Raw genomic sequence first — 20,183 nt, forward strand, 5'->3', positions numbered from 1 at the left:
ATGAGTGTAAATACTTATTGATAATTGTATCCGTGTAAGGCTTAACACCCTTAGGGTCATGCCAACTCCCTTATTGTTTTCGAGAAGTGACTCAAAGTGGATGCGTATGCCCTCTCTGACCATCATGCAGGTTCTCGGGCCAACGGACCGAGTCTTCACTCAAATCGCTGTTCGCCTTTACGATCTTCCCGCTGTTCCCGATCCCGTTGACGCTCTATCATAAGCATTAAGCTTTCATGGATGTCTCTTGCAGCCTTTGAAATATCAGCCCGCTGGTGGTGGATGAGTTCACCGAAAGCGTCAGCCCGTACCTGCAATATGTTTGCAATATGGCCAGTACGTCCAATACTCCTTGTCGGACTCGTTAAGTCAGCAAAAGATTCCAGGACCACGGAAGGGTCAGGTGCCGCCTCAAGGAACTTGACTGCATTTTTATGTAAGACCGTCCCGCCTGAGTCTGAAACACTTACCCAGAGTTCGAACCCCTGCGGTACAGATGCCCACACGCCCGGATCGTCACTGTAGGAGCACCAGTTAATGAGGGTTTCGATGTCAACACCTGAAAGCAGCGGAGTATCCCCAAGGCTTCCTCGCATAAAGAACAAGCGCATAACCCTTTGGTCTTGAGAACCGGTAAAGAGACGCGAGAGAAACGCTTCAGGGATAAGTTCCACGGTTGTCTCTATGGTTTTACGATAGTCATGCATATAGCCGTAGTGCCTATCAATCGCTGAGAAGACAGCATCCAGCCACTGATGTTTAAGCCCGTCGTGATCATCTGACTGCAGTGCCGCCGCCACGACCGATTCCATAAAGTCATCAACGAGGTTGCCCCGGAGGTCAGTCTCTCTTTGTAAAACCTGAATGGCCGCCCTGAGGCCGATGTGAAGAAGTTCGGGACCAGGCATGTCCTCTGACGTCTTTTTGCCATGTAGCCTCATACCGAGCCCGCTCAGGATCGCTTCCTCGCCGCTTTCCAGGGCTAACAGTCGTTCGGCCAGTTCGAGCACCCGGGAAGCTGGAAGATGCCGGCACTTTTTATCCCACAAAAAGGTGTCAAACATAAACGGGCGGATATCCGGTTTATCCAGAAGCGACATGCATCGATTGAAATCCGTTTCGGTAAAATCGCGCTGAGGATGAATTTTAACCAGGACCCGACTCAGTGATGGATGCACAGCGCACTGATCCAGAAACTCATGGGCCAGGGATTCATTACTACGATCCACACCGTCGATAAAGCCCAGAAATACCGAAAAATCCTTATTTTCAGTAGTGTCCTGGTCCAGCTCGCTTAAAAGCAAATGCCAGTGCTCACGATGATCCACTGCGCCCTGAGCCAACCCCTGCCCGAATGCGCGCCGGTAAGGCATCCACTCAGAAGAATACAGATTGGGTCTCAGATCAGAAAGACAAAGCCTTGATGCGGCAAACTCACGCCCCAGTTGCTCTGCTCTGGCCGTCAGCCGCTCTTCGGCTTCAGCGTATCGTTCATGGCCATGCTGGTAAAAGTCGTCATCAAGCACCCAGTTGTATCGATCTTCGCTCAGGACATAATGCCGGATGGCAGAAAGCAAATCATTCGGCCTGAGCTCCTTTTCAAGTGCATCAAGCGTGTCCAGCAGCAAAGGCGAGACCTGAGGATCCTTTCGCAGGAAGTGCAGTCGGGTGCGAATCGCCTTCCAGCCCTCTCCCCAGGGAAGACGGGCATGCAGTGTACGGGCGGCATCAACCAGTACGGAGCACATCTTCCTGTCGCTCCACAGGCCGCTGAGTGAATTTGCCAGAATAGTCCGTGCACCGCTGGCAAGATGACTCTCGCTGTCGTTTCCTGCGCGAACGGCAATCGCAATGAACGCACGTCGCCACGTCATCAACGCCTCATAGTCTGGTTCTGCCCCGTAATCCCTCGGTCGGGCACCAAACTCACAGATCTCCGAGCCTGTCCACGGCGAACCGCTAAGTCCGGCAGAAAGCATTCTCAGTCCGAGCGCCCGACGCTGTGGCATACCTGATGAGAGACATTTTTCCAGAAGCGTAATCCGCTGTTCAAGAGACGCGTGTGTGCCCGACAGGTAGGGCTGACAGAACAGAGTCAGTATCTCCCGTGCATTCTTCTGACCAGGTTTATCCGTTTCGTTATCGGCGATGTGCAGAAGAAGGCTGGCGCAACGGTCAAAGTATGACGCCTCCCAGGCCAGGGTCTGCAAAAGGTTGAGGATAGTGCTCCAGCGCGGATCGTATCGTCTTTCCCGGCTTTTAAAGTCTGAGCTCCTGAGGACCTCGTCAATCCTGTTAAGCAGAACGTCCGGCACCACCGGCGCAATGTACTCCAGCATACGAACCGGCTCATCCTCTAAGGCCAGCAGATTACCCAACACCCCTTCCGACTGAAGCCACGCGGCAGAAATCGCCTTTGCCACCGGATGATCGTGTAAAAGCCCCAGCCGGTGAGCAAAGGACATAAGCAGGCGCTCGCGTCCCGGCGCTTCAAAGGCAGACCTGAGACACGCGACCGGAAAGCTGTCCAGCGCGGACGCAGCCAGTCTGTTCGCAATAGCATGGGGTAAGATGGCTCGCCAGTGCGACCTGGCCTGAAGAATGTGGCGATCGGTCAGCTTGTTGAGTGTCCGGTAGAGCTGGTGATGTGAATAACCCGCGAGCGAGCCCAGGATCCACAGCTCACTGTTGCCTGTTTCAGATACGTCACTCGAAAATGAGTAGACCAGCGAAAGGAGTTCAGCCTGCTCCCGTAATCCCTCGTCCGGCCCGTGGCGCTGTTCAAAAAGCCGGTTGAAGAGTTGTGCATCAGACAGAACGGCCAGCGACTCCCCCTCCTCCACTCTCTCGGCGATAGCCAGTGAGACTCTGGCATTCCCGTCAGAGAACTGCGCGATCCGACGGGCGTTCAACTGTCCGATACCGGGAAAACGGCGCAGCAGAAGTTTTTCCGCAACGTCCGGCCCTACCGCCTCGATGTGGATCACTTCTGTGGTCTGGGGTTTGTCTTCCCGAATATCATACTCAACGGTGATAAGTTTGATCCTGCTTCCGTGAGAGGTGACTTTTGCCGCGAGGGAGGCATGAAGTTCAGGCGGGCAGTTATCGAGAACCATTATTGCGCTGCGCTGGTCAGCGATGAGGCGTTCCAGCATAGCTGCGGCCGAAGGATTCGGATCGTCACCGGTATCGGCATACACCGCCAGGGTGCGGTCCAGGGCATCAGTATCGATGGATCCCTCAAACAAGGCCTGAACGATCCTCGTTTTACCCACGCCCGATAAGCCGGTAATACGCACGGCTTTCCGGGTAGTCCGGATAAGCTGGCGTATCGGCCCGATGGCATCCTGAATACTCAGGGGGCGACCTTGCTCAGACGGAAGTGAAATCGTGATACCGGAGGCGGTAATCAGGGTATCGTCCGCCCCCTCAGGAGGGCAACTCCATGCGCCATAAGGCTGCCAGCCGGAATATCCCCGCCCCAGTATTCTGTTCACCCAGAGCATCACCGACGGATATTGACGTATCCACTGCGCGAGTTTAGCGCGATCATAGAAGGCCAGATGAAGATCTGCATGACAGGGATCGTGCCTGACAGCCTCCTGCATCGCTCTGACGCGTTCGGCAAGCATGGAGGGGGAGCAGTCCTCGTCCAGACTGACAATGATATAGCTTCCCCCCTTTGCGGCCTGCTCGGATATCATGGGAGAAAGGACGCCAGAAGGTGCCATCTCTCGCAGAATATCTGCCCTTCGCATCTTATGCTTTTTGGCCTGGAAGACGGTATCCGGTCGCTCTATATATCCGGAGCTGAATTGTTCAACCGGCAGCTGCACGTGCACATCCACTCCACCATCAGGTGCGTTGATCGATCCTGACCAGCGCACCCGCGCAGGGCTGTGACCGCAGGCCGCCACGTCGGCTTCAGCAAGGCGAGCAATTAACTCTTCGAGAAGCGTATCCGAAAGTCCGAGTAATTCATCTTTTTCGATATCAAAGATCGCCACAGCGCATCGTCCTGAGAAACAGTAAAATTATTAACAACCGTTGTTCAGGATATTATGCAATCCGGACCAGATTGTCCCGGACTAACCGCCCGTTAGCATAAGCCAGGCGCGAGTCTTCTGTGATTTGGATACCGTGCCTTTTGCATTGCTCCAGGAGGCCATCACTGATTTGTGCAATTTATTCTTCCAGACGACTCCAGTCAGGGCCGATGACAGCCAGCAGACGGTCGCGATCAGTGATCCTCAACGTTTTTCCTTGACGCAATGACCGGATTAATTTCCTGGCTTCACGGCTGGGCCGGATATTTAAGTTACCCGTGACGTTCTCTCGTCCGGTGTAACACTGCAGACCCTCTAACGTTGCCAGCATTTCAAATCGCACATGATGACCTTCCGACAGAAAAGCGGCGTGTCGCAAAGGACTGATCCAGTAAAGCGCCTCAAGAATATCTTCCCAGGCCCGGCGCAGAAGATGCAGCGACGCGTTCAGCCCATAAACGGGACGACTGTAATCGGGGGCTCCCCGGGCGTTACGCTCCTGAAACTTCCATACCGCCTCGTGATGAGCCAGACGGTTTCGCAGGTCACGAATGCGACTGAACTTCTGCTCAAGATGATGGCGCTTTACGTGTGCAGGACGTGAGGGAAAGACATCTGAGGTCAGGTGTGGCCACAGCAGAGAGAGCTTCCTTGATTCTTCATATTCAGCCGTAAGCAGATTTGTCCAGAATCCGAAGTTCCAGCCCGGAGATCACGCGCTCAGGGGTCAACGGTTTACCAGCGTCGATAATGCGCTTCGAGACCTTGCGTACACAGGTCTCTTCCCAGGCGGTGAAATGATACATCGGGCTGCCGTCGGGAAATGTCCGGGGGTTTCCCCGCCCGTCCGTTTTGAATCGCTTACCCTGTCGGATGTACGTTTTGTCTCCGATATGACGAGGCAGGTCATAGATCCAGTAAGCATCCGTTCGCCATAAGCCTGTTGCTCCCGGTGGCGGATTATGACGGATGGCATAATCAATGGCATTTCGGAACGTGACTTCAAGGCAGTGGAGCAACGGCTGCATCGCAGCTGACAGTGCCTTGTTCCAGTTATATCCGCCGAGCGCCTCTTCAGGCTTTAACTTAAGAATGTCCGTATAACTATTCAGACGCTCGGATGAAATGTAGTCTTCCAGTTGCATGTCGTCCTCCGCGACGCTTTGCTGCATAAGGTTGACGCTTTTGTCAGATGTAGGTACATTAAGATCATCAAGGCGCGGATTTCTTCGGACCCGTGCGTTTTAGTTAGTACCGGAAAAGCCATCCTACGGGGTGGCTTTTCTCGTTTAAGCGTCCGGTCACGCATAAACGCTTTCTCCTGACACGTGATGACATCGACGCCTCAGTAATCCTGCCATGGCCAATAAGACAAAATCTCATGGATGGCCCGATCAAGTATTCTCCCATCACGGCCAGCAATGTTATCCAACAACACTGTCGGATACGAGCTCAGGGGATCATAACCTACTGGCGATGCAATCCCTGGCCAGCCCCCGTCTAAAGACAGACCATCCTCCTGATAACAAATTTCACCAGCCTCACACGTGATCCTCGTCAGAACTTCGGCCCGGAGCGATACGAAATGCCACCTTTTGTGGCACGGTTTCAGCGAGCCGCTTCCTGAAACGGGCGAACTGTTCTCCAGGGGTTCTGAGCAGGTTTACTTCGTGGACATCCCTGCCGCAAGATTTCTTACGCCAGGTGTAGCGTGGTTCCGTGAGATGGCACCATCTATCTGGATGCAGACGTTACTTACATCGTGATGTGTTACCAAGTGCGGCGCAGCTCACTACTGTTTGGTCTCAGCGTCATACGCGAACAAAACATCGGGCATGAGGCCGGTTTTCTCTATGGTTGCCAGCACGGACCGCGTTGAAGCCTCGGAGATCTCCTTCATCGCCTCATCACGAATTTCAACATACGCAGGCTCCAGGAGGTGGGCAATGGCTTTACCGTTAACAGAAAGGCTGAACGAGCCAGCACTACGATCCACATTCCAGATGTAGATGAGTGGCCATAACCCCAGCTCGTCACATTCAGCCTCACTGCGGATACCCGGCCGGTAAACGGGCATAGACAACTTTCTCTATTGCATGGCTGGCAACTTGATTTGATGATGAACTTACAGGAAAGTAACGCAATATCATCAGATTACGGACGGGTTCACAATGTGGGAAGAAAAGTACCTTTGTCATCAGTGTGTGGGTGATGCCTACGTCAGGCAACATATCAAAAAAATAGGTAGCAGTAATCAGGCCTGCTCTTACTGCAAACGAAAACGTATAAATATTCACGTCGAACATATCCTCGCGATGATGCATGACGTATTTGAATATTATTTTGAAGCCTATGAGGATATTTATGATTGTGGTCATGGGGACAGCGCACAGGAGGTCATCTATAAAGAACTGGGCGTTGAATTCGAGGTGGCCGAGGATATCTACAATCTACTGGCTGAAAAGTTCAATCCGCATAATGATTTTGACGGGGTACGGTATAACGATGCCTTTGTCTACCGCCACATTACCTATTCCACAGGGAAACTCAGTTCTTCCTGGCGAAAAGCTACAGATTCTTTGCTGAATGAAACGCGATATTTTAACCGGGAGGCCAATGCTTTTCTGGATTCTCTTTTCCGGGATATCAATAAACTGAAAACCCTGGATAGTTCTTCTCCGGTAAAAATGCTGACAGAAGAAATTCGGCTTTATCGTGCCAGGGTCTTTGAAAACCAAGAGGAAGTCAAGCAAGCCCTGGAACAACCTGAAAAATACTTTGGCCCTCCCCCTCCCTCCCTGGCACGCTCTGGGCGCATGAATGCTCAGGGAATATCCGTGTTTTACGGTGCCACATCCGTCGATGTGGCTATTGCAGAAGTCAGACCACCGGTCGGCAGTATTGTGGTGACGGCACCATTTGTTCCGCTGCGGGCCCTCAGGGTTCTCGATATTTCCGCCCTGGATTCACTCAGCTTCGGTTCCGGTAGTAAGTTTGATCCCCAGACCCGAAAAACCAATGAACGAGCGGTATTTTTCAGAACGCTTTCCCGAAAACTTACTCTGCCCGCCTTTGGAAAAAGGCAGGACAGCGATTATCTGATCACTCAGCTTGTTGCCGACTTTCTAAGTGATCGGGAAACCTTCGGTCTTGATGGCGTAAGCTTTAAGTCCACTCAAGTGCAGGCCGGAAAAGGTTATAATATTGTACTGTTCAATAAGTCCTCTGCCGTCAGGCATGCAGCCGATGAATCACGGCGTTTTAATGTTGAGCTTTATGAATACGCAGAAGACAACCCGTATAATTTCGGCCCCGAAATTCAGCTTATAGTCGGGGTGCCCCAAAAAAAACTTTATGTGGGTTCGAGGGCTTTCGCGCGTATTCCTGAGCCTACGTTAAGACTTATCACTGAGGGCATGACGTACCATAATATTACTGGGGTCACGTTCATAACCAGTCAAGCGCCTGTCAATCAGGGGGAAGACCTGATACAACCCATGCCTCCCGAACCTTTCGACGATCTCTCTGACTTTTAGCGCCGCTGTTTCGGAAAACTTACTGCAGGCCGTCCAGTACACACCTTGTGAACACAAGGGCAGAATTCCTGTACGGTCAATGTTCCGAGCTGATCAGGCCTGATGAGGAATGTAGGCAGTGGCCATATTCAGCATTCCGGACAAGCCAGCACAGCAACAGCCGGGTGGCCCTATTGGTATCCACGTTATGCTAAAACTGCGCTACGTTCTTATAACAGAACAGTTAACGCAGGATGATGTCAGCATTGCCGCCTGGCTGCCGCGATGAAGAGTGTATATGTCAACGAGAACGCCTACTGACAGATTGTGTGAGTAAGTCATGCTCACCTCTCCTTTGGTGATTCACCACTGCTCCCGTATCACCTTTTTCACCTGGCAGAACACCCGCTGGCAGACTGACCAGAACGTTGACCTTACGGACGATGAGCGGAAAACAGGGTTGTCCTTCAGGATTGGCCTCTCATCGCGGGAGATGCTCTGTTGTTCCACCACGGCGGGCACTACAGTGCTCTGCGTCGCGACAGGGGGAACCTCAAGCTCCAGCGAAAGCTGATCCTCAGCAGGGATGTTATCGCCCTCTGCTGCTGTCTCATCCCGGAGTTTGATCCCCTGCGTTTCGAGCCACGAGATATCCAGTTGCCAGGCATGACGAGAGCGTTCCCGCCACACGTCAAAGGCCTCATCCACATAGTCAAATGTGCCCTGAAGGGACCAGCCGTTGACAAGAGCCAGGTGAGCCACCGCTTCGTCCTTTTTACCCCGGAGCTCGCTGAACCCCATGTGTTTGACTTCATGGCACGAAGGGCATTACGCGATGAGGCCGGTGAGGGTCTGACACTGCCGATCATCATCGTAATGCCAGATTTCATGGCACTCCACAGGCCATCGGGGCCCCTTTCCGCCGCAGACCTGGCATTTCCACCCTGCTCTTCTGGCCGTTTGTAGCCGTAACCGTTTCCAGTCCGTCAAAGATACCGCACTTCTGACGTTATCGAACCAGCATGTCCGGGGGACCAGCTCTATCGGCTGTAGTGATGGGTAAAAGCTGAGGTCAGATTCACTTTTCAGAGCGTTCATTACCCCCCTGCAAAGCAAACGAGGGGTAAAAAAAAAGCCGCATTTGCGGCTTTTCGATAGGAGAGGGTTAGATCTCGCTCCACTCACGCACAATATGACCTTTCAATTTTTTGCGGAGTAAGGTGGCAGAAGATTGCTTTTGGGCTGCGTTAAGGTTTGCTTTAAGGCCTTCTACTCGCGAACCTAAATCGGCTGAATTCGTCTTGAGCTCAGATGAAATCAGAGACTGAAAAGCACTTTTCTCATCAGTCGTCGGGTCACGAAGAGGTGATCGCTGTTGTCTATTATAATACGGCATAATTGGCCCTCCCTTCTTTGACTGATTTGTAAGCCTGCAGCGTTTCCGGTAGCAATCTGCGCGTAGCTTTCTTTTGCATACCAGTACGTTCATTATAGCGTGGTTCACTTTTTAACCCAAGCAAATAGTCATAAGTCTCTTCAAGGGAGATTCGCCGCCCTCGATCGACATCATCACCTGTTGCAGCCTGAAAGACAAATCCGCCTACGTTAAATTTCTCATAATGAGCAATAAGAGCCAGTGAAACCTTCTGAAGAACAACCGCACTGCCGAGACCAGCAAACGAAACGTGGTGAAAATCACCTAACCCGCCCATGCCGTCGTAAACGTCAAAATATACCTCAGCCATTCCGTTTTGCGGAAACTCTACACCTTCTGGCAGTTCATAGCCTATTCGGGAAAAGATACTCTCATTAACCAGACTCCCTATGATCACAATATAGACTTCCAGCCCTACAGCAAAAATATATCCATAGTGGATACGGCGATCATATTCGAACTTCTTACGCCTTAGCCCATAATCAGACAGGTATTCCTCTTCTTCATCATCCATTTTGGTTCCTTAAGGATATGCCTAAAATGAAAATACCATTATCGCGTTTTTATTGATGAATTGTGAATTATCATTTTAGTGTCAGATGGTTACAATAATAACAATTTGATAATGAGGTGTGTTGAAATACCAGTTCGCAATGAATCGTCTCTCCCAGCAGGTCCCACCCGTTAAGGAGATCCAGATGAGCCACCGCCTCGTCCTTTTTACCCCGGAGCCCACTGAACCCCATGTGTTTGACTTCATGGCATGAAGGGCATAACGCGATGAGTCCGGTGAGGGTCTGACACTGCCTGTCATCATCGTAATGCCAGATTTCATGACACTCCACAGGCCATCTGGGCCCCTTACCGCCGCAGATCTGGCATTTCCACCCTGCTGTTCTGGCCGTTTGTTGCCGTAACCGTTTCCAGTCCGATGAAGAGACCGCACTTCTGACGTTATCGAACCAGCATGTCCGGGGGACCAGCTCAATGGTCAGTCTTGGCGGGTAAAAACTGACATCAGGTGCACCCTCCAGAGCCTTCAGCACTCCCTTTTGAAGATAATCCTGACAGACATCAGAAAGGTTGTTTTTCCTGCATATCTCAGCAAGCCATTTTTCCGACCGGTTATCACGGATTTTACATACCATGTAACGGAGCACTTCTTCATGGGGTAAGGGCACAGCCTGTTCAATATCACGAAAAAGATCCATGACGACATCCTTTTGCCGAGGCGCGTTTCAGCCGATTATACGAAAGGCTTTGAGGTGATTAAACGGGGTAAAGCCGCGCTCTTCGTCCTTAGGTTACAGGAATGTGGTCAGGAGCAATTTGGTCGTGTATCCATCTGCTTCAGAGGATGAACAGGTTAGACAACGTTATCAATTCGCGGGCGAAACCTGCGGGGCAGCATCACACGGTGTCACAGGGAGATAACATGATACGCAGATTGTATCCTCCGATGAGGCTAGTGTTTACCGGGGCTGGTCTGGTTACCTAATCGTCTTCCGCCCTGTACCGAAAACCAACGTCGAATTGCTAAAACCGGTACAGAGTAAAGTAGTTGTGATCATCTTGCCTGGACTTAGCGGGCCACGAGATTTCTTACGCGAGGAGTAGATAGTGGCTTAAGAATAACATTTGTTCTGTCAGGGTCGGAAGGAAGGCTTCGCTAACATCACGGTGTATCAGTCAATGGGGAGCAGGTCAGAAGAAACAAACGTTTGTTGATGCCCTCGTAATGACCGGTATGTCGCGTAAAGAGGCAGAGAAGAAATTCATTGAGTATGCGAAGAATGGCGGGAAGTGATCCCGCCAGGCTTTAAATGACTTCTTTGGAGGTATCGCTAACTGGTGTAGATTCGGATGTATTATCTAAAATAGGTTTTGAAGGATTTTGCTTACAAAATGAATGTAATCTGATTAAGGTGTTTTTATCGGGGAAGTGTTTCAAAATGTCAGCTTTTTCTAATTGCTCTATCAATCCTTCCATATCTCTATGAGAGTAATTATTGTTATAAATTGCATACACTTTCGCTAGTTCTATTAGATATTTTTCTAAGTCAGAGCGAGTGGTCTCAAGAATTCTAATATCCCTTTGAATATCATTATACTGGTTTTTTTTTATAACTAATTTCTTTTCTTGTTCGACCAACTCTTCCTTTGCACTGTTCAACCTTGATTCATTGTATACCTTAACCCGTTCCCATAAGGTTGATCCGAAGCCTTTACTCTCGGTTCTGATCGAGTCAAAAACACTAGTGAAAACTACATAGGCGGCCGTAATCATTGGCATTAATAGTGACGCCGCGATTCCAAACCAAAGCGGCTTCCAAAAAAAATTCCAAGAAAATTCGGGTTGAGCTTGGATGTAGATCAAAGTCATCTCAATCTTATCTTTTGATTTAAGAATGAGTATGATGTTTTCAAAGTTGAATATGGCGAATGAGATTATCAAATAACCATAGAAATTATTTCGTAATTTATCCGCTGATAAGTTCTCAAAATACTCCTGCCCTTTGTCAGCCAATTTTTGCCTAAAGCTATTTCCGCTCATCTTATACCTGTTTGCTGTGTTAAAGCAGGCTATGCCTACTAAAAAATCATAAGATAGCACAACTCTGTTCACCTTCGACCCTACCTAAATCACACACTTCGTTGACCTCCCCCCTAGATTGACACAGTATAGAGTTAGAACATGAGCTTCTGGCACCAAGCGGATGGACATATGTGGAATGTTCACTGTAAGTGGGATGAGGGAAAAGTTGATGCTGCGCAACATATCATCCCATCATGATTGAAAGGTAACGATACCAGGCGTATCAAAAGAGACGGCAACATTGCCATTTTTTTAGGAAACAGAAATATGGCGGACAGAAGACCACTTAATCCAGGCGTTGTTGTTCCTAAACCCGGCGGTGGAACGCAGCCCCGTGATCGTAACAATGATGGTAGAGTTCGAGAAAAACGCTCGGATGCTGGGAAGCCACGCAAATAATGACAAGCCGCCTCAGGGCGGCTTAATCCTCCATACTATCTTGTCTAACCGGTACCTGTCGCACCAGCAGGCTCTGAACGTCTTGAGATAACAAAACTTAATTTTGCAGATACGCATCGTCAGTTCAGTAATGAGCATCCAACAGACGTTCATAATTAAGTCGCAATGAATGGCGCTAACAACGCCGTGTGTCAATCAACGGGGAGCAGGTCAAACTTGCTTTCGAGCATTCAATATAACATCATAATTTATTTACAAAAAGCGCACGATGATAGGCAAGATGAGCCTTAAGTGGGCGATCCATTCGTGCCTCCGGCAATCTCATTAATTTACCCTGTAAATGACCGTACTCACTGTTTAGTAACCCAGTGTCGAGGCTAACCCTAAAGTTCTGATCTATCCAAAGCAGCCCTTTGTCAAATAGCGTGTGTATATCGGTCCTGAGAAGTATTCCGTGCATGGCCTTACAATGCTGCGCACCTGAATAAGGAATTATATGAGCAGCCTCAAGTAATTCAGCGATCGCACAGTCGGTAACTGCACATGCTCGATTGTAGGCATCCAGTAATCTTTTCCGAAAGATAGGCTGACCTTCACGATCCACAATTTCCCTCAGCACTCTTGCACGCATATCCTCTAGTTTTAACTCAGGACAATCAGTACATTCATGCAAAATCCTTAACCTCTCCAGGGAAGTAGGTTTTACAATCTCTACTGGCGTTTTTCCGTCATCGCCAATATCCCAGACACCGTGTATGTTTGGATCATAAAGAACATAGCGGGTCGCCCTCCCTTTTCCGGTGCGGAAGAGCTTGTCCATATAATGCCCCTGATCGCTAACCATGCTGGTACGGGATGCACGATATCGAGCACGCTGATTATCATTGACAGTGAGTGCCTGGAATTGTGATCGAATTTCATTCAACTTTAGCGGGGCGTTGCTAAAATCAAGCCATTCAATGACCTGTGGAATCGAAACTTCCCCCAGTTGTGTAACGGCATAAACAACTCGGCGTAGCTGTGGCTCTAAAAATTCCTCGGGTATAATATTAAGGCAACTATCTGCTTTCTCCGTGCTTTCAAAACCGTGGTACAGCTTCCATTCAATTCTCTGTCTTCCATAAGTACTTAGACCTGCCCTTTCGGGTTCCCGTAGCTTCATCTCCTGCAAGAGTTCCTGTCTTTCAGGAACACGGCCTAAACGCTCATACAGCTCATCACAGCAATCCCATATTGCTCTCACCAGGGGACCGTTTGGATATCCTTTCTGCCTCATACTCATCGTATAAACCTGTATGATCTGATAAAAGCCAGTTGTTATTAACCTTTCGACTCAGAGTGAAAAGTTGCGATAGAGTTGAAAGGACTATGATTCTTCAGGATTTGCCTCACATCGCCGGAAATGCTTCTCTGCTCCCCGACGGCGGGCACCGCAGTGCCCTTCACCGCGACAGGCGGAACCTCAAACTCCAGCGAAAGCTGATCCTCAGCAGAGAAGTTATTGCTCTCTGCTGCTGTCTCATCCTGGCGTTTGATCTCCTGCGCTGCGTGCCAGGAGATATCCAGCTGCCAGGCATGACGAGAGAGTTCCCGCCACACGTCAAAGTCCTCATCCACATAGTCTAATGCACCCACTAGGGACCAGCCGTTTACGTAGGCCAGATGCCTAACCGCCCCCTCACTGTGGCCTAACCTGCTTACTGTCATCCATCCATTTCATATGGCTGCTTTGAGCGAGGAGCGGACGTTGCACATGATCATCAATGGACCTGGAGCGGAGTAACCAGTTGAAAGGATAACAACCAAAGCAGAGGTTACTAACAACATTCATCTCATGAGCCGGATATGGTATCGCTTTTCATAGCCTCCGAGCTTATTAGTATCAACTATTTGTGAACCATGCCGATACAGACAGAATGACTATCATTTGATGATAATGAAAGAAGGATACTTGAATTGAACAGAATGACAGGAATTGCTGTTTTATGTATTGCGCTGATGGGATGCAGTACTATGCCTTCAGAAAACAAAACGCAGTACCTGAGAACTGAAATGCAGTCACCAGTTTCAGGGCCAATCACAATAACTGTAACCGCTGACAGCCTTCTGAAAAAAGACAATACTCGTAATTTGCTACTGTACGCACTCCGCCCGTTGCGTGGAAAAGTATTCACCTCTGATCTTGACAGAAAATTTGCAGCAGCGACAATCTATGTCGATTTATACGCAGATAAAGGAAACAGTACGGCCGAGATTAGTGGTGAGATAAATTACTATGATCACGAGCAATATGTGAATGCCCGTCTGGTAGGAGGTATCGTCAGGACAATACCACTTGCACCACAGGCCATCCCGCTGACACTCAATAAGCCTTTATCAATCAGTCTGCCACATGGGATCCACTATTCCATCATGCTGACGGATAGCCAGCCTTAAACATAGCTCCGCTTAAAAAAGCACATGAGGACGTAATGGCGAATATATGGCACAAAATTAAATCGGTTTTCATAGCAGAACCGGAAGATGAATACTGGGATCAAAGAGCGACCAACCTGGACTATCTGGTGAAGCGGCATACGGGTGAAATTGTAGTTGATCCGACCACAGCTCACTTGTCTCTGGATGACAGGGCAAAAATGGCAGTCGGTACGATAGACTTCAAGACGATGCTTGCCGACCTGGAGATATCGATGGATTATCGTGCGCTCAATTCTAATGATATTGTTGTGGCAGTCTGCATTGGGATCATGGGGGTTGGCGCTGCGCATATTACAAATCACTATGCCGATGCATTGGAAGAAAAGTTCGTAAAGCTGCATGAGTATTTTAAGCCTGAGGCTACAGGTGCCAGCCCCTTAGATTACCGGGCAGGTGGTAACCATCGTTCTATCTTTGGGCACGATTTTAACCTCAATCAGAAGCTGCCAGACGGTTATACGTATGGAGGGCAAGATGTCGGTGGGCAAACTGTATATTCACTGGTACTAAAATACCTCGAAAGTAACTTTCCAGGGAGTAGTGGACTCGGCCTGCATCTTAAAGCAATCCTGCATATTCTGACCCACTATCTTTCCGATTTACCCACAACGAAAGGGTTACCTTTACCCTTTTCTTCTTTTTTTACAGAATGGAAAGAGGACCCAACCAAATCATCAGGCTATGCGGCTTCTAACCCTTTGATGGAAGCTCTTGGAGATGAGTACGGAACAATAAACGCAGCAGATGCATCCAGCTACGCTGTTATGAAGTTACTTTTACTCTCTTATGGCGCTTTTGCCCATAGGGGACTGGATACTCCTGAAGATGAAAAAGAGCTACATAAGACGCAACTTGCAGTGATCGCTTATGGCACTGCGCTTGTTATACAAATGCTTCTGCTTGTAACTGGAACTCTTGGACGAACCGGAAAGCTGAACTACCTTATTGCCGGTCCGTTCCTCTGGAACAGTGCCCGCTCGGTGTTGATAGTCCATAAACAGCATCGTCAGGTTATGACTCATTACGAGAAATCTATTGCCGTACTTAATGACAGCGAATCAAATTTTGACGACTGGGTAAAAACTGTATGCGTTTAGTAAACCATGCCACTAATACGAAAAACTTTTATCATTTTGAAGACTCCGATGACTGTTGCGAGCCTGCTGTAGTGATAGCAGCAGCTGAGCGTTTGCGGCAAAGCAAAGACCTTAATGCTGCTGATACCGCCCAACTCGAAACGATTGTCTCGCTTGAACTACTGAGGTATGAGTACGCATCTGGCGAAATGTCGGTAGATGATTTAAAGTCGCAGATACAAAAACTGCGTAATACTTTAATCGATGTCCATGGCCGGGAACCTTTCGATAACGGCAATATAGACAAAGGTTTCTACAGATTACTGAACGAGGAATATGGTCTTGTCACAAAGTAAAAACATCCTTACCGCTGTTGGGTTATTAGTGACTGCCATTTCATCAGCTTTTGTAGGGAAAAAGGCTTCAGACCATCTTGAAAAACATCGTAAAAAAGCGCTTGAAAAGGAAGAGAATGGGATTGATAAAAAACTGAAAAAGGACGGCAAATGATTATTTTATTTATTGTTATTGCTTTAATTGCTTTTGTTATTTTTTTTGGCGCCAATGAGGTGCCCAGACGAAGAAGACATCAGGCGATGCAGGAGGCAAAAAAGAAAAAGTTTCGTGATAGTGACCAGCGATGAATGACGAAGTATTATGATCAAGCATATGTAGCATATTGATGATGTCCATTACTCGTTATCTGATATGTATTAGCTCAGACCTGATCTGACAGTTACCGGTTATTTATACAGGTGTCTGTCAGATTACCTCTGGCTTAAATTTTTATCAGCCCAGATGCGTTTTCCATCAAGTAATGTATCCATTGGCGTCCGCCCAAAGCACATTTTTCCCTGATGGGTCCGTTCATTATTATAGTGAGTTAGCCATTCTTACCTGCTCCATAGATTGATACAGATACATGCTAGTAACGTTCGCTATTAGCACAAAGCGGACATGCATTCTTACCAGTGAACATCAATGACATACCTCCTGCGAAAGCTATGCCCTTCCCTTGCCAACAACCAAACCGCTTGCCCAGGAGGCAGCGCGGGTGGAAGACACGACGCGCTCTGAACCGCTATGATTCTGAAGCGCGCTACAGCCTCATCGTTTCCCTCCATGTACCGGAGACCGATGTCGATCTGCTGACGCCGGTACAGCTCAAAGTGGATGCGCTCATCGCCAGCCAGATCGAAATTACGTCCTGAAAACAGTGATGCGTTTTAATCTGAATCTAATAATATCCCTCTCTCTGGCCCGGACTGAGCCGTACCGGGGAATTTCTTGTGCGGGGAGTAGACAGTGGCTTCAGAAGGACATTACTTCTGTGGGGTCCACCCACACTGCTGATAAAGACACGACTAACATCATGGTCTATAAGTCAGCGGGGCCCAAGTCAATCGATGAATAGGGGTTACCTGAAAGGGCAATGTGAAAGCGTAAAAAAACCGGCTGGTGAGGCCGGTTTTAATATATCGGTATGAATGGTTAACTCTGACCGGATAAGAGCATCATCATCTAACATAACAATGATATTAGCTTAAGATAACTACTGAGCTTATTGATGTTTCTTAATATTGTCGACTTTATGTAAATATTCTTTAGTCACCATCTGCCTCAATGAAACGCTGAGCTAAGCACGGAGGAAGATTCATAAGGTACTGCTGTGCATCACGGATGAGTTCATCAACTGTTTCATTTCGCTCTCTCAGATTCTGGGCCCAACCTCGCCCCGGATGCATGAAATCCCAACGAGGACGAAGTCCGGTATAGCGATGCCGTCCCGGATCATGATTACCAAATCCGTCGATAAAGGAATTCCATATTGGTTTGAAACGGGAGATGACCAGTGACTCTCCCAGAGGGATCCAGATATCATCGACTACGAGAAAACGGCAATAAAAATCGTTAATATCGAGGTTTTCCGCAGCTCTGAGGCTTTCGGCATGCTCTTTCAGACGCCGGAACAAGACATTGCCAACAATGTCAGGATTTGTTAAGCCCATGCGCGCGCCCGGCGGCACCGCTTTACCCACATAGATCGGAAGCAGGAATTTGTTGTCTTTATTGAGCTCAGATAAAGTCTGATAGGCAGGATGGGAGCCTGTGTAATAAATCGCATAAATACCCGCCCCCATAAACGAAGTAAGCTCGCCGAGTGGATGTGCATCTTTACTCAGCAGAGCTTCCGCAACACTGGCCCCTAAGTTTTGCTTGTCCAGTGGATTAAATGGAATGACGTTACCTGTCATGCAGAAACCTTTTTATTATTTTGTGATTGCTTGATCATGTTGCCTATTTCCGAGGTTAATAGTTTTTCCGCAACACTTGATGCCACGCAATATGCCAGATGGACAGGAACCGCATTTCCGAGCTGGCGCATAGTTTCTGTCCAGCTGCCATGGAAACGATAGCTATCCGGGAACGTCTGGATACGCGCACTTTCCCGAACGGTAAAATAGCGCACGGAGCCATCATCACGAACAAGCATATTCTCCCCACCGGGCACACCATGATCGCCCGCTTTAAGCGTTTTGGCTGGCAGATCTAACGGGCTTCCGGTATGACCAGGATAGACTTTGGCACCGCCCTGGAAGGTATGATTTCGAATTCGGGACGCCGCTGGTGTCTCGGGATCCGGTAAATCGGCAATAGCGTCTCTTACCGTTTTCCATGGAAGCGTATCCGGAGGATTTTTTTTGAGCTTAACAATGCGGTTCTCCAGTTTTGCTGGCGGCACGGGCATCCTGAGGCCATGACGTTTCCAGTACTCTCCGGTCACCCACTGATCGTAAAGCAGCGCATCGTAACTGTGAGTTGGTTTAGGGAATGACCACTCAATTCCCAGATCGTCCCTGAATCCCACGATAAAAACGCGCTCTCGCTTCTGCGGAATACCGAAGTCAGCTGCATTGACCAGCGTTGCGAGCACATTATAAGTCAGGCCTTTGCCTTTATGCTTACCGCTGGTCCTTTCTTCCTGCAGCCGTTTGAGATGTTCGCTCCAGTCCTCACCAGGGACTGGAGGGACTTCAGGAAACTCAAGCTGAAGCTGAATATACTGAAAATAGGCGGCAAATGTGGCACGGGTAAGCCCCTTCACGTTCTCCACAATGAATGCTTTAGGTCGTATACGTCTGATAGCTTCTGCTGTCGCCGGGAACATGTCCCGCATGTCGGAATTTGCCTTGTGTTTGCCGCCAATGGAAAACGGTTGGCAAGGCGGTCCTCCCGCGAGAAGGTCGATGCCTTTGGGGACCTGAGACCAGTCGAATTCTCGCACGTCACCTTCAAACAAATCCCAGTTTTCAAGCAAAGGGAAACCGTTTTTCTGGTTTTCTCGTACCGTATCACAAGCCCATTTATCCCACTCGACGACAGCCAGGTGCTCAAAGCCTGCAATCTCACACCCCATAGCCAAGCCGCCAGCTCCGGCAAATAGCTCTACTGATTTCATTCTAACTAATCTCCGCCTGTGGCTTATGAGCTGCATTTTATCAAGATAATTCACGTATCGAAACCTGCAATGCTCTGTAACGGAGGAAGCATGCAAATTAAGCGCCATTGATAGCTAAAGCTGCAGACAGCATGAAATTTTAGCATGTTTGCCGTCGAAAACATCGCCACCAGGTGAGTGAATGTAAAAGTTGATATGTGAAATATCGTCCAGGGCTTTCAGCTCCTCTGAAAATTGCTGGGCAGTGATACACCATCCGCCGATCTCCTCGTAAATGCTGATATCAGCACTGTTACCACTACTGGCTGTTTTTATGGCGTACCAGCCTTTCATTTTCCAACTTCCGTTACTGCAAAGCTGAACTCATTAAGCCATGCGTTAACAGCATGCCGAACAATCTGTGCAACGCCGGGTAACGGCGTCCCGGGTGAGCTTTAAGATGGTCAATGCGGTACTGCTTAAGCCGTCGTCCAGATGTATAGAGACACCTTTAGTCTCGCCAGTGTTTAAATCGTTCATGACTGTCAGGATGACCTCTACTGTATAAGTAAACAGGACACAATGAGTAATTGCTAAAAATTGTGAGTTAATTTTTTTTTAGAAAAACAGATTAATCATTTCCAAACGCAAAAAAGCCGGGTCTCCCCGGCCTGATGAAACGACATAGTCAGTTTTTATTTCTCCTGACTTTCTTCAATTTGATGGAGCCAATAACTTAGGGTCATAGATGTATCGCAAATGTTGTTATTGACGCTACTGCTGGGTTTAGATCCCCGTCTGATTTTGTCCAACGAAGCAAGGTATACATCTCTGACCGCAGGTTCTATGAAGCAGGATTCAAACTCAGTGAGTTCCCCTCGCGCTTTTTGCTTTGCTAGTTGCTTGCGCTCAGAATCTACATAGTCTTTCAGTTCAGTGATAAGCTCTGTTAATGCCGGATCCGCTTTGAAACGTGGGTATTGGTCGTTCAGCGCTTGCTCGATTGCGTCGAGCTTTTTCTTAATTTCTTTCAAACGATGCATGCTCATCATCCAAGGAGTTAGAGTTTTCTCTTTGTCATAGTCTTCCAAAACAATGCGAGTAGCAAGTTGCAGTTACTATCTTACAGTAATCGTTCCTTATTTAGGATATCGATAAATAATTAATAAACTATCTAGAAAATAGATTTAGATATAATT

Annotated in this window: 20 protein-coding genes and 3 pseudogenes; 8 read left to right on the top strand and 15 right to left on the bottom strand. The window is 48.6% G+C overall.

The annotated features are described in order from the left end of the window. Positions 1 to 155: 155 nt before the first annotated feature. The 3 genes from BJP35_RS12415 to BJP35_RS12425 form a co-directional block, all read right to left on the bottom strand. On the bottom strand, positions 156 to 4,007 hold the full coding sequence (locus BJP35_RS12415; protein WP_086463238.1) for a hypothetical protein: 3,852 nt from the start codon (positions 4,005 to 4,007) through the stop codon (positions 156 to 158). Between the two features lie 704 nt (positions 4,008 to 4,711). Beyond that, positions 4,712 to 5,191, bottom strand: coding sequence for a hypothetical protein (locus tag BJP35_RS24610; RefSeq protein ID WP_256971756.1), 480 nt, complete (start codon positions 5,189 to 5,191; stop codon positions 4,712 to 4,714). Between the two features lie 647 nt (positions 5,192 to 5,838). Beyond that, positions 5,839 to 6,123 (bottom strand): hypothetical protein, encoded by a 285-nt coding sequence (locus tag BJP35_RS12425; protein ID WP_256971757.1) that lies wholly within the window; start codon positions 6,121 to 6,123, stop codon positions 5,839 to 5,841. A gap of 94 nt (positions 6,124 to 6,217) precedes the next feature. Between BJP35_RS12425 and BJP35_RS12430 the strand changes: the two genes are divergently transcribed. Both BJP35_RS12430 and BJP35_RS24425 read left to right on the top strand, forming a co-directional pair. Beyond that, positions 6,218 to 7,582: an RES domain-containing protein gene (locus tag BJP35_RS12430; protein ID WP_086463239.1), complete on the top strand. Its 1,365-nt coding sequence runs from the start codon at positions 6,218 to 6,220 to the stop codon at positions 7,580 to 7,582. Between the two features lie 118 nt (positions 7,583 to 7,700). After that, positions 7,701 to 7,850 carry a hypothetical protein gene (locus BJP35_RS24425; protein ID WP_179193663.1) on the top strand — a complete coding sequence of 50 codons (150 nt, stop codon included), beginning with the start codon at positions 7,701 to 7,703 and terminating at the stop codon, positions 7,848 to 7,850. 74 nt (positions 7,851 to 7,924) lie between these two features. Here the strand turns inward: BJP35_RS24425 and BJP35_RS24615 are convergent, their stop codons facing one another. The 6 genes from BJP35_RS24615 to BJP35_RS12465 form a co-directional block, all read right to left on the bottom strand. After that, a complete protein-coding gene (locus BJP35_RS24615) occupies positions 7,925 to 8,323 on the bottom strand; it encodes a hypothetical protein (RefSeq protein ID WP_256971758.1) in 399 nt (132 codons plus the stop codon). Positions 8,324 to 8,943: 620 nt separating this feature from the next. After that, entirely contained in the window at positions 8,944 to 9,510 is a 567-nt protein-coding gene (locus BJP35_RS12440) for a hypothetical protein (protein ID WP_086463240.1), read from the bottom strand. A 70-nt stretch (positions 9,511 to 9,580) separates the two neighbouring features. Further along, complete coding sequence (locus BJP35_RS24620) at positions 9,581 to 10,207, bottom strand: HNH endonuclease (RefSeq protein WP_256971759.1); 627 nt, start codon at positions 10,205 to 10,207, stop codon at positions 9,581 to 9,583. A gap of 608 nt (positions 10,208 to 10,815) precedes the next feature. Next, positions 10,816 to 11,550 carry a hypothetical protein gene (locus BJP35_RS12455; protein WP_086463241.1) on the bottom strand — a complete coding sequence of 245 codons (735 nt, stop codon included), beginning with the start codon at positions 11,548 to 11,550 and terminating at the stop codon, positions 10,816 to 10,818. Between the two features lie 682 nt (positions 11,551 to 12,232). Continuing rightward, on the bottom strand, positions 12,233 to 13,273 hold the full coding sequence (locus BJP35_RS12460; RefSeq protein WP_086463242.1) for an HNH endonuclease: 1,041 nt from the start codon (positions 13,271 to 13,273) through the stop codon (positions 12,233 to 12,235). 38 nt (positions 13,274 to 13,311) lie between these two features. Beyond that, positions 13,312 to 13,626, bottom strand: coding sequence for a hypothetical protein (locus tag BJP35_RS12465; RefSeq protein ID WP_143349629.1), 315 nt, complete (start codon positions 13,624 to 13,626; stop codon positions 13,312 to 13,314). A 321-nt stretch (positions 13,627 to 13,947) separates the two neighbouring features. Here BJP35_RS12465 and BJP35_RS12470 point away from each other — a divergent pair, with 321 nt between their 5' ends. Genes BJP35_RS12470 through BJP35_RS24435 form a run of 5 tightly spaced genes read left to right on the top strand, consistent with a single transcriptional unit; the run spans position 13,948 to position 16,189 of the window. Next, positions 13,948 to 14,427, top strand: a complete 480-nt coding sequence (locus tag BJP35_RS12470) for a hypothetical protein (RefSeq protein ID WP_143349630.1) — start codon at positions 13,948 to 13,950, stop codon at positions 14,425 to 14,427. 35 nt (positions 14,428 to 14,462) lie between these two features. Then, entirely contained in the window at positions 14,463 to 15,566 is a 1,104-nt protein-coding gene (locus tag BJP35_RS12475; RefSeq protein ID WP_086463245.1) for a hypothetical protein, read from the top strand. Further along, positions 15,557 to 15,901, top strand: a complete 345-nt coding sequence (locus tag BJP35_RS12480; protein ID WP_086463246.1) for a hypothetical protein — start codon at positions 15,557 to 15,559, stop codon at positions 15,899 to 15,901. Before BJP35_RS12475 ends, BJP35_RS12480 begins: the two co-directional genes overlap by 10 nt. Then, entirely contained in the window at positions 15,888 to 16,055 is a 168-nt protein-coding gene (locus tag BJP35_RS24430) for a hypothetical protein (RefSeq protein ID WP_179193664.1), read from the top strand. Before BJP35_RS12480 ends, BJP35_RS24430 begins: the two co-directional genes overlap by 14 nt. Further along, positions 16,052 to 16,189: a hypothetical protein gene (locus tag BJP35_RS24435; protein ID WP_179193665.1), complete on the top strand. Its 138-nt coding sequence runs from the start codon at positions 16,052 to 16,054 to the stop codon at positions 16,187 to 16,189. The genes BJP35_RS24430 and BJP35_RS24435 overlap by 4 nt, the downstream gene beginning before the upstream one ends. Before the next feature lie 123 nt (positions 16,190 to 16,312). On the opposite strand, the pseudogene BJP35_RS24265 reads toward BJP35_RS24435, so the two are convergent. Beyond that, a pseudogene (locus tag BJP35_RS24265) lies at positions 16,313 to 16,438 on the bottom strand (IS481 family transposase); the annotation flags it as partial. A gap of 141 nt (positions 16,439 to 16,579) precedes the next feature. Here BJP35_RS24265 and BJP35_RS24440 point away from each other — a divergent pair. Beyond that, complete coding sequence (locus BJP35_RS24440; RefSeq protein ID WP_179193666.1) at positions 16,580 to 16,756, top strand: hypothetical protein; 177 nt, start codon at positions 16,580 to 16,582, stop codon at positions 16,754 to 16,756. 393 nt (positions 16,757 to 17,149) lie between these two features. On the opposite strand, the gene BJP35_RS12485 is transcribed toward BJP35_RS24440, so the two are convergent. The 5 genes and pseudogenes from BJP35_RS12485 to BJP35_RS12505 form a co-directional block, all read right to left on the bottom strand. Then, entirely contained in the window at positions 17,150 to 17,800 is a 651-nt protein-coding gene (locus BJP35_RS12485) for an Eco29kI family restriction endonuclease (RefSeq protein WP_086463247.1), read from the bottom strand. After that, positions 17,797 to 19,005, bottom strand: coding sequence for a DNA cytosine methyltransferase (locus tag BJP35_RS12490; protein ID WP_086463248.1), 1,209 nt, complete (start codon positions 19,003 to 19,005; stop codon positions 17,797 to 17,799). Before BJP35_RS12490 ends, BJP35_RS12485 begins: the two co-directional genes overlap by 4 nt. A 150-nt stretch (positions 19,006 to 19,155) precedes the next feature. Next, positions 19,156 to 19,338: pseudogene (locus BJP35_RS12495) on the bottom strand (hypothetical protein); the annotation flags it as partial. Beyond that, positions 19,335 to 19,533 (bottom strand): annotated as a pseudogene (locus BJP35_RS24625) (hypothetical protein). The pseudogenes BJP35_RS12495 and BJP35_RS24625, both read right to left, overlap by 4 nt. Positions 19,534 to 19,679: 146 nt before the next feature. Further along, positions 19,680 to 20,027: a hypothetical protein gene (locus tag BJP35_RS12505; RefSeq protein ID WP_086463296.1), complete on the bottom strand. Its 348-nt coding sequence runs from the start codon at positions 20,025 to 20,027 to the stop codon at positions 19,680 to 19,682. Positions 20,028 to 20,183 lie beyond the last annotated feature (156 nt).

The sequence above is a fragment of the Enterobacter sp. J49 genome (assembly GCF_002148625.1).
Lineage (GTDB): Bacteria > Pseudomonadota > Gammaproteobacteria > Enterobacterales > Enterobacteriaceae > Enterobacter > Enterobacter ludwigii.

Coding starts and splice junctions, on each gene's coding strand:
- BJP35_RS24610 (WP_256971756.1), bottom strand. CDS start 5,191: ATGCAACTGGAAGACTACATTTCATCCGAGCGTCTGAATAGTTATACG.
- BJP35_RS12425 (WP_256971757.1), bottom strand. CDS start 6,123: ATGCCCGTTTACCGGCCGGGTATCCGCAGTGAGGCTGAATGTGACGAG.
- BJP35_RS12430 (WP_086463239.1), top strand. CDS start 6,218: ATGTGGGAAGAAAAGTACCTTTGTCATCAGTGTGTGGGTGATGCCTAC.
- BJP35_RS12440 (WP_086463240.1), bottom strand. CDS start 9,510: ATGGATGATGAAGAAGAGGAATACCTGTCTGATTATGGGCTAAGGCGT.
- BJP35_RS24620 (WP_256971759.1), bottom strand. CDS start 10,207: ATGGATCTTTTTCGTGATATTGAACAGGCTGTGCCCTTACCCCATGAA.
- BJP35_RS12455 (WP_086463241.1), bottom strand. CDS start 11,550: ATGAGCGGAAATAGCTTTAGGCAAAAATTGGCTGACAAAGGGCAGGAG.
- BJP35_RS12460 (WP_086463242.1), bottom strand. CDS start 13,273: ATGAGTATGAGGCAGAAAGGATATCCAAACGGTCCCCTGGTGAGAGCA.
- BJP35_RS12475 (WP_086463245.1), top strand. CDS start 14,463: ATGGCGAATATATGGCACAAAATTAAATCGGTTTTCATAGCAGAACCG.
- BJP35_RS12480 (WP_086463246.1), top strand. CDS start 15,557: ATGCGTTTAGTAAACCATGCCACTAATACGAAAAACTTTTATCATTTT.
- BJP35_RS24435 (WP_179193665.1), top strand. CDS start 16,052: ATGATTATTTTATTTATTGTTATTGCTTTAATTGCTTTTGTTATTTTT.
- BJP35_RS12485 (WP_086463247.1), bottom strand. CDS start 17,800: ATGACAGGTAACGTCATTCCATTTAATCCACTGGACAAGCAAAACTTA.
- BJP35_RS12490 (WP_086463248.1), bottom strand. CDS start 19,005: ATGAAATCAGTAGAGCTATTTGCCGGAGCTGGCGGCTTGGCTATGGGG.
- BJP35_RS12505 (WP_086463296.1), bottom strand. CDS start 20,027: ATGCATCGTTTGAAAGAAATTAAGAAAAAGCTCGACGCAATCGAGCAA.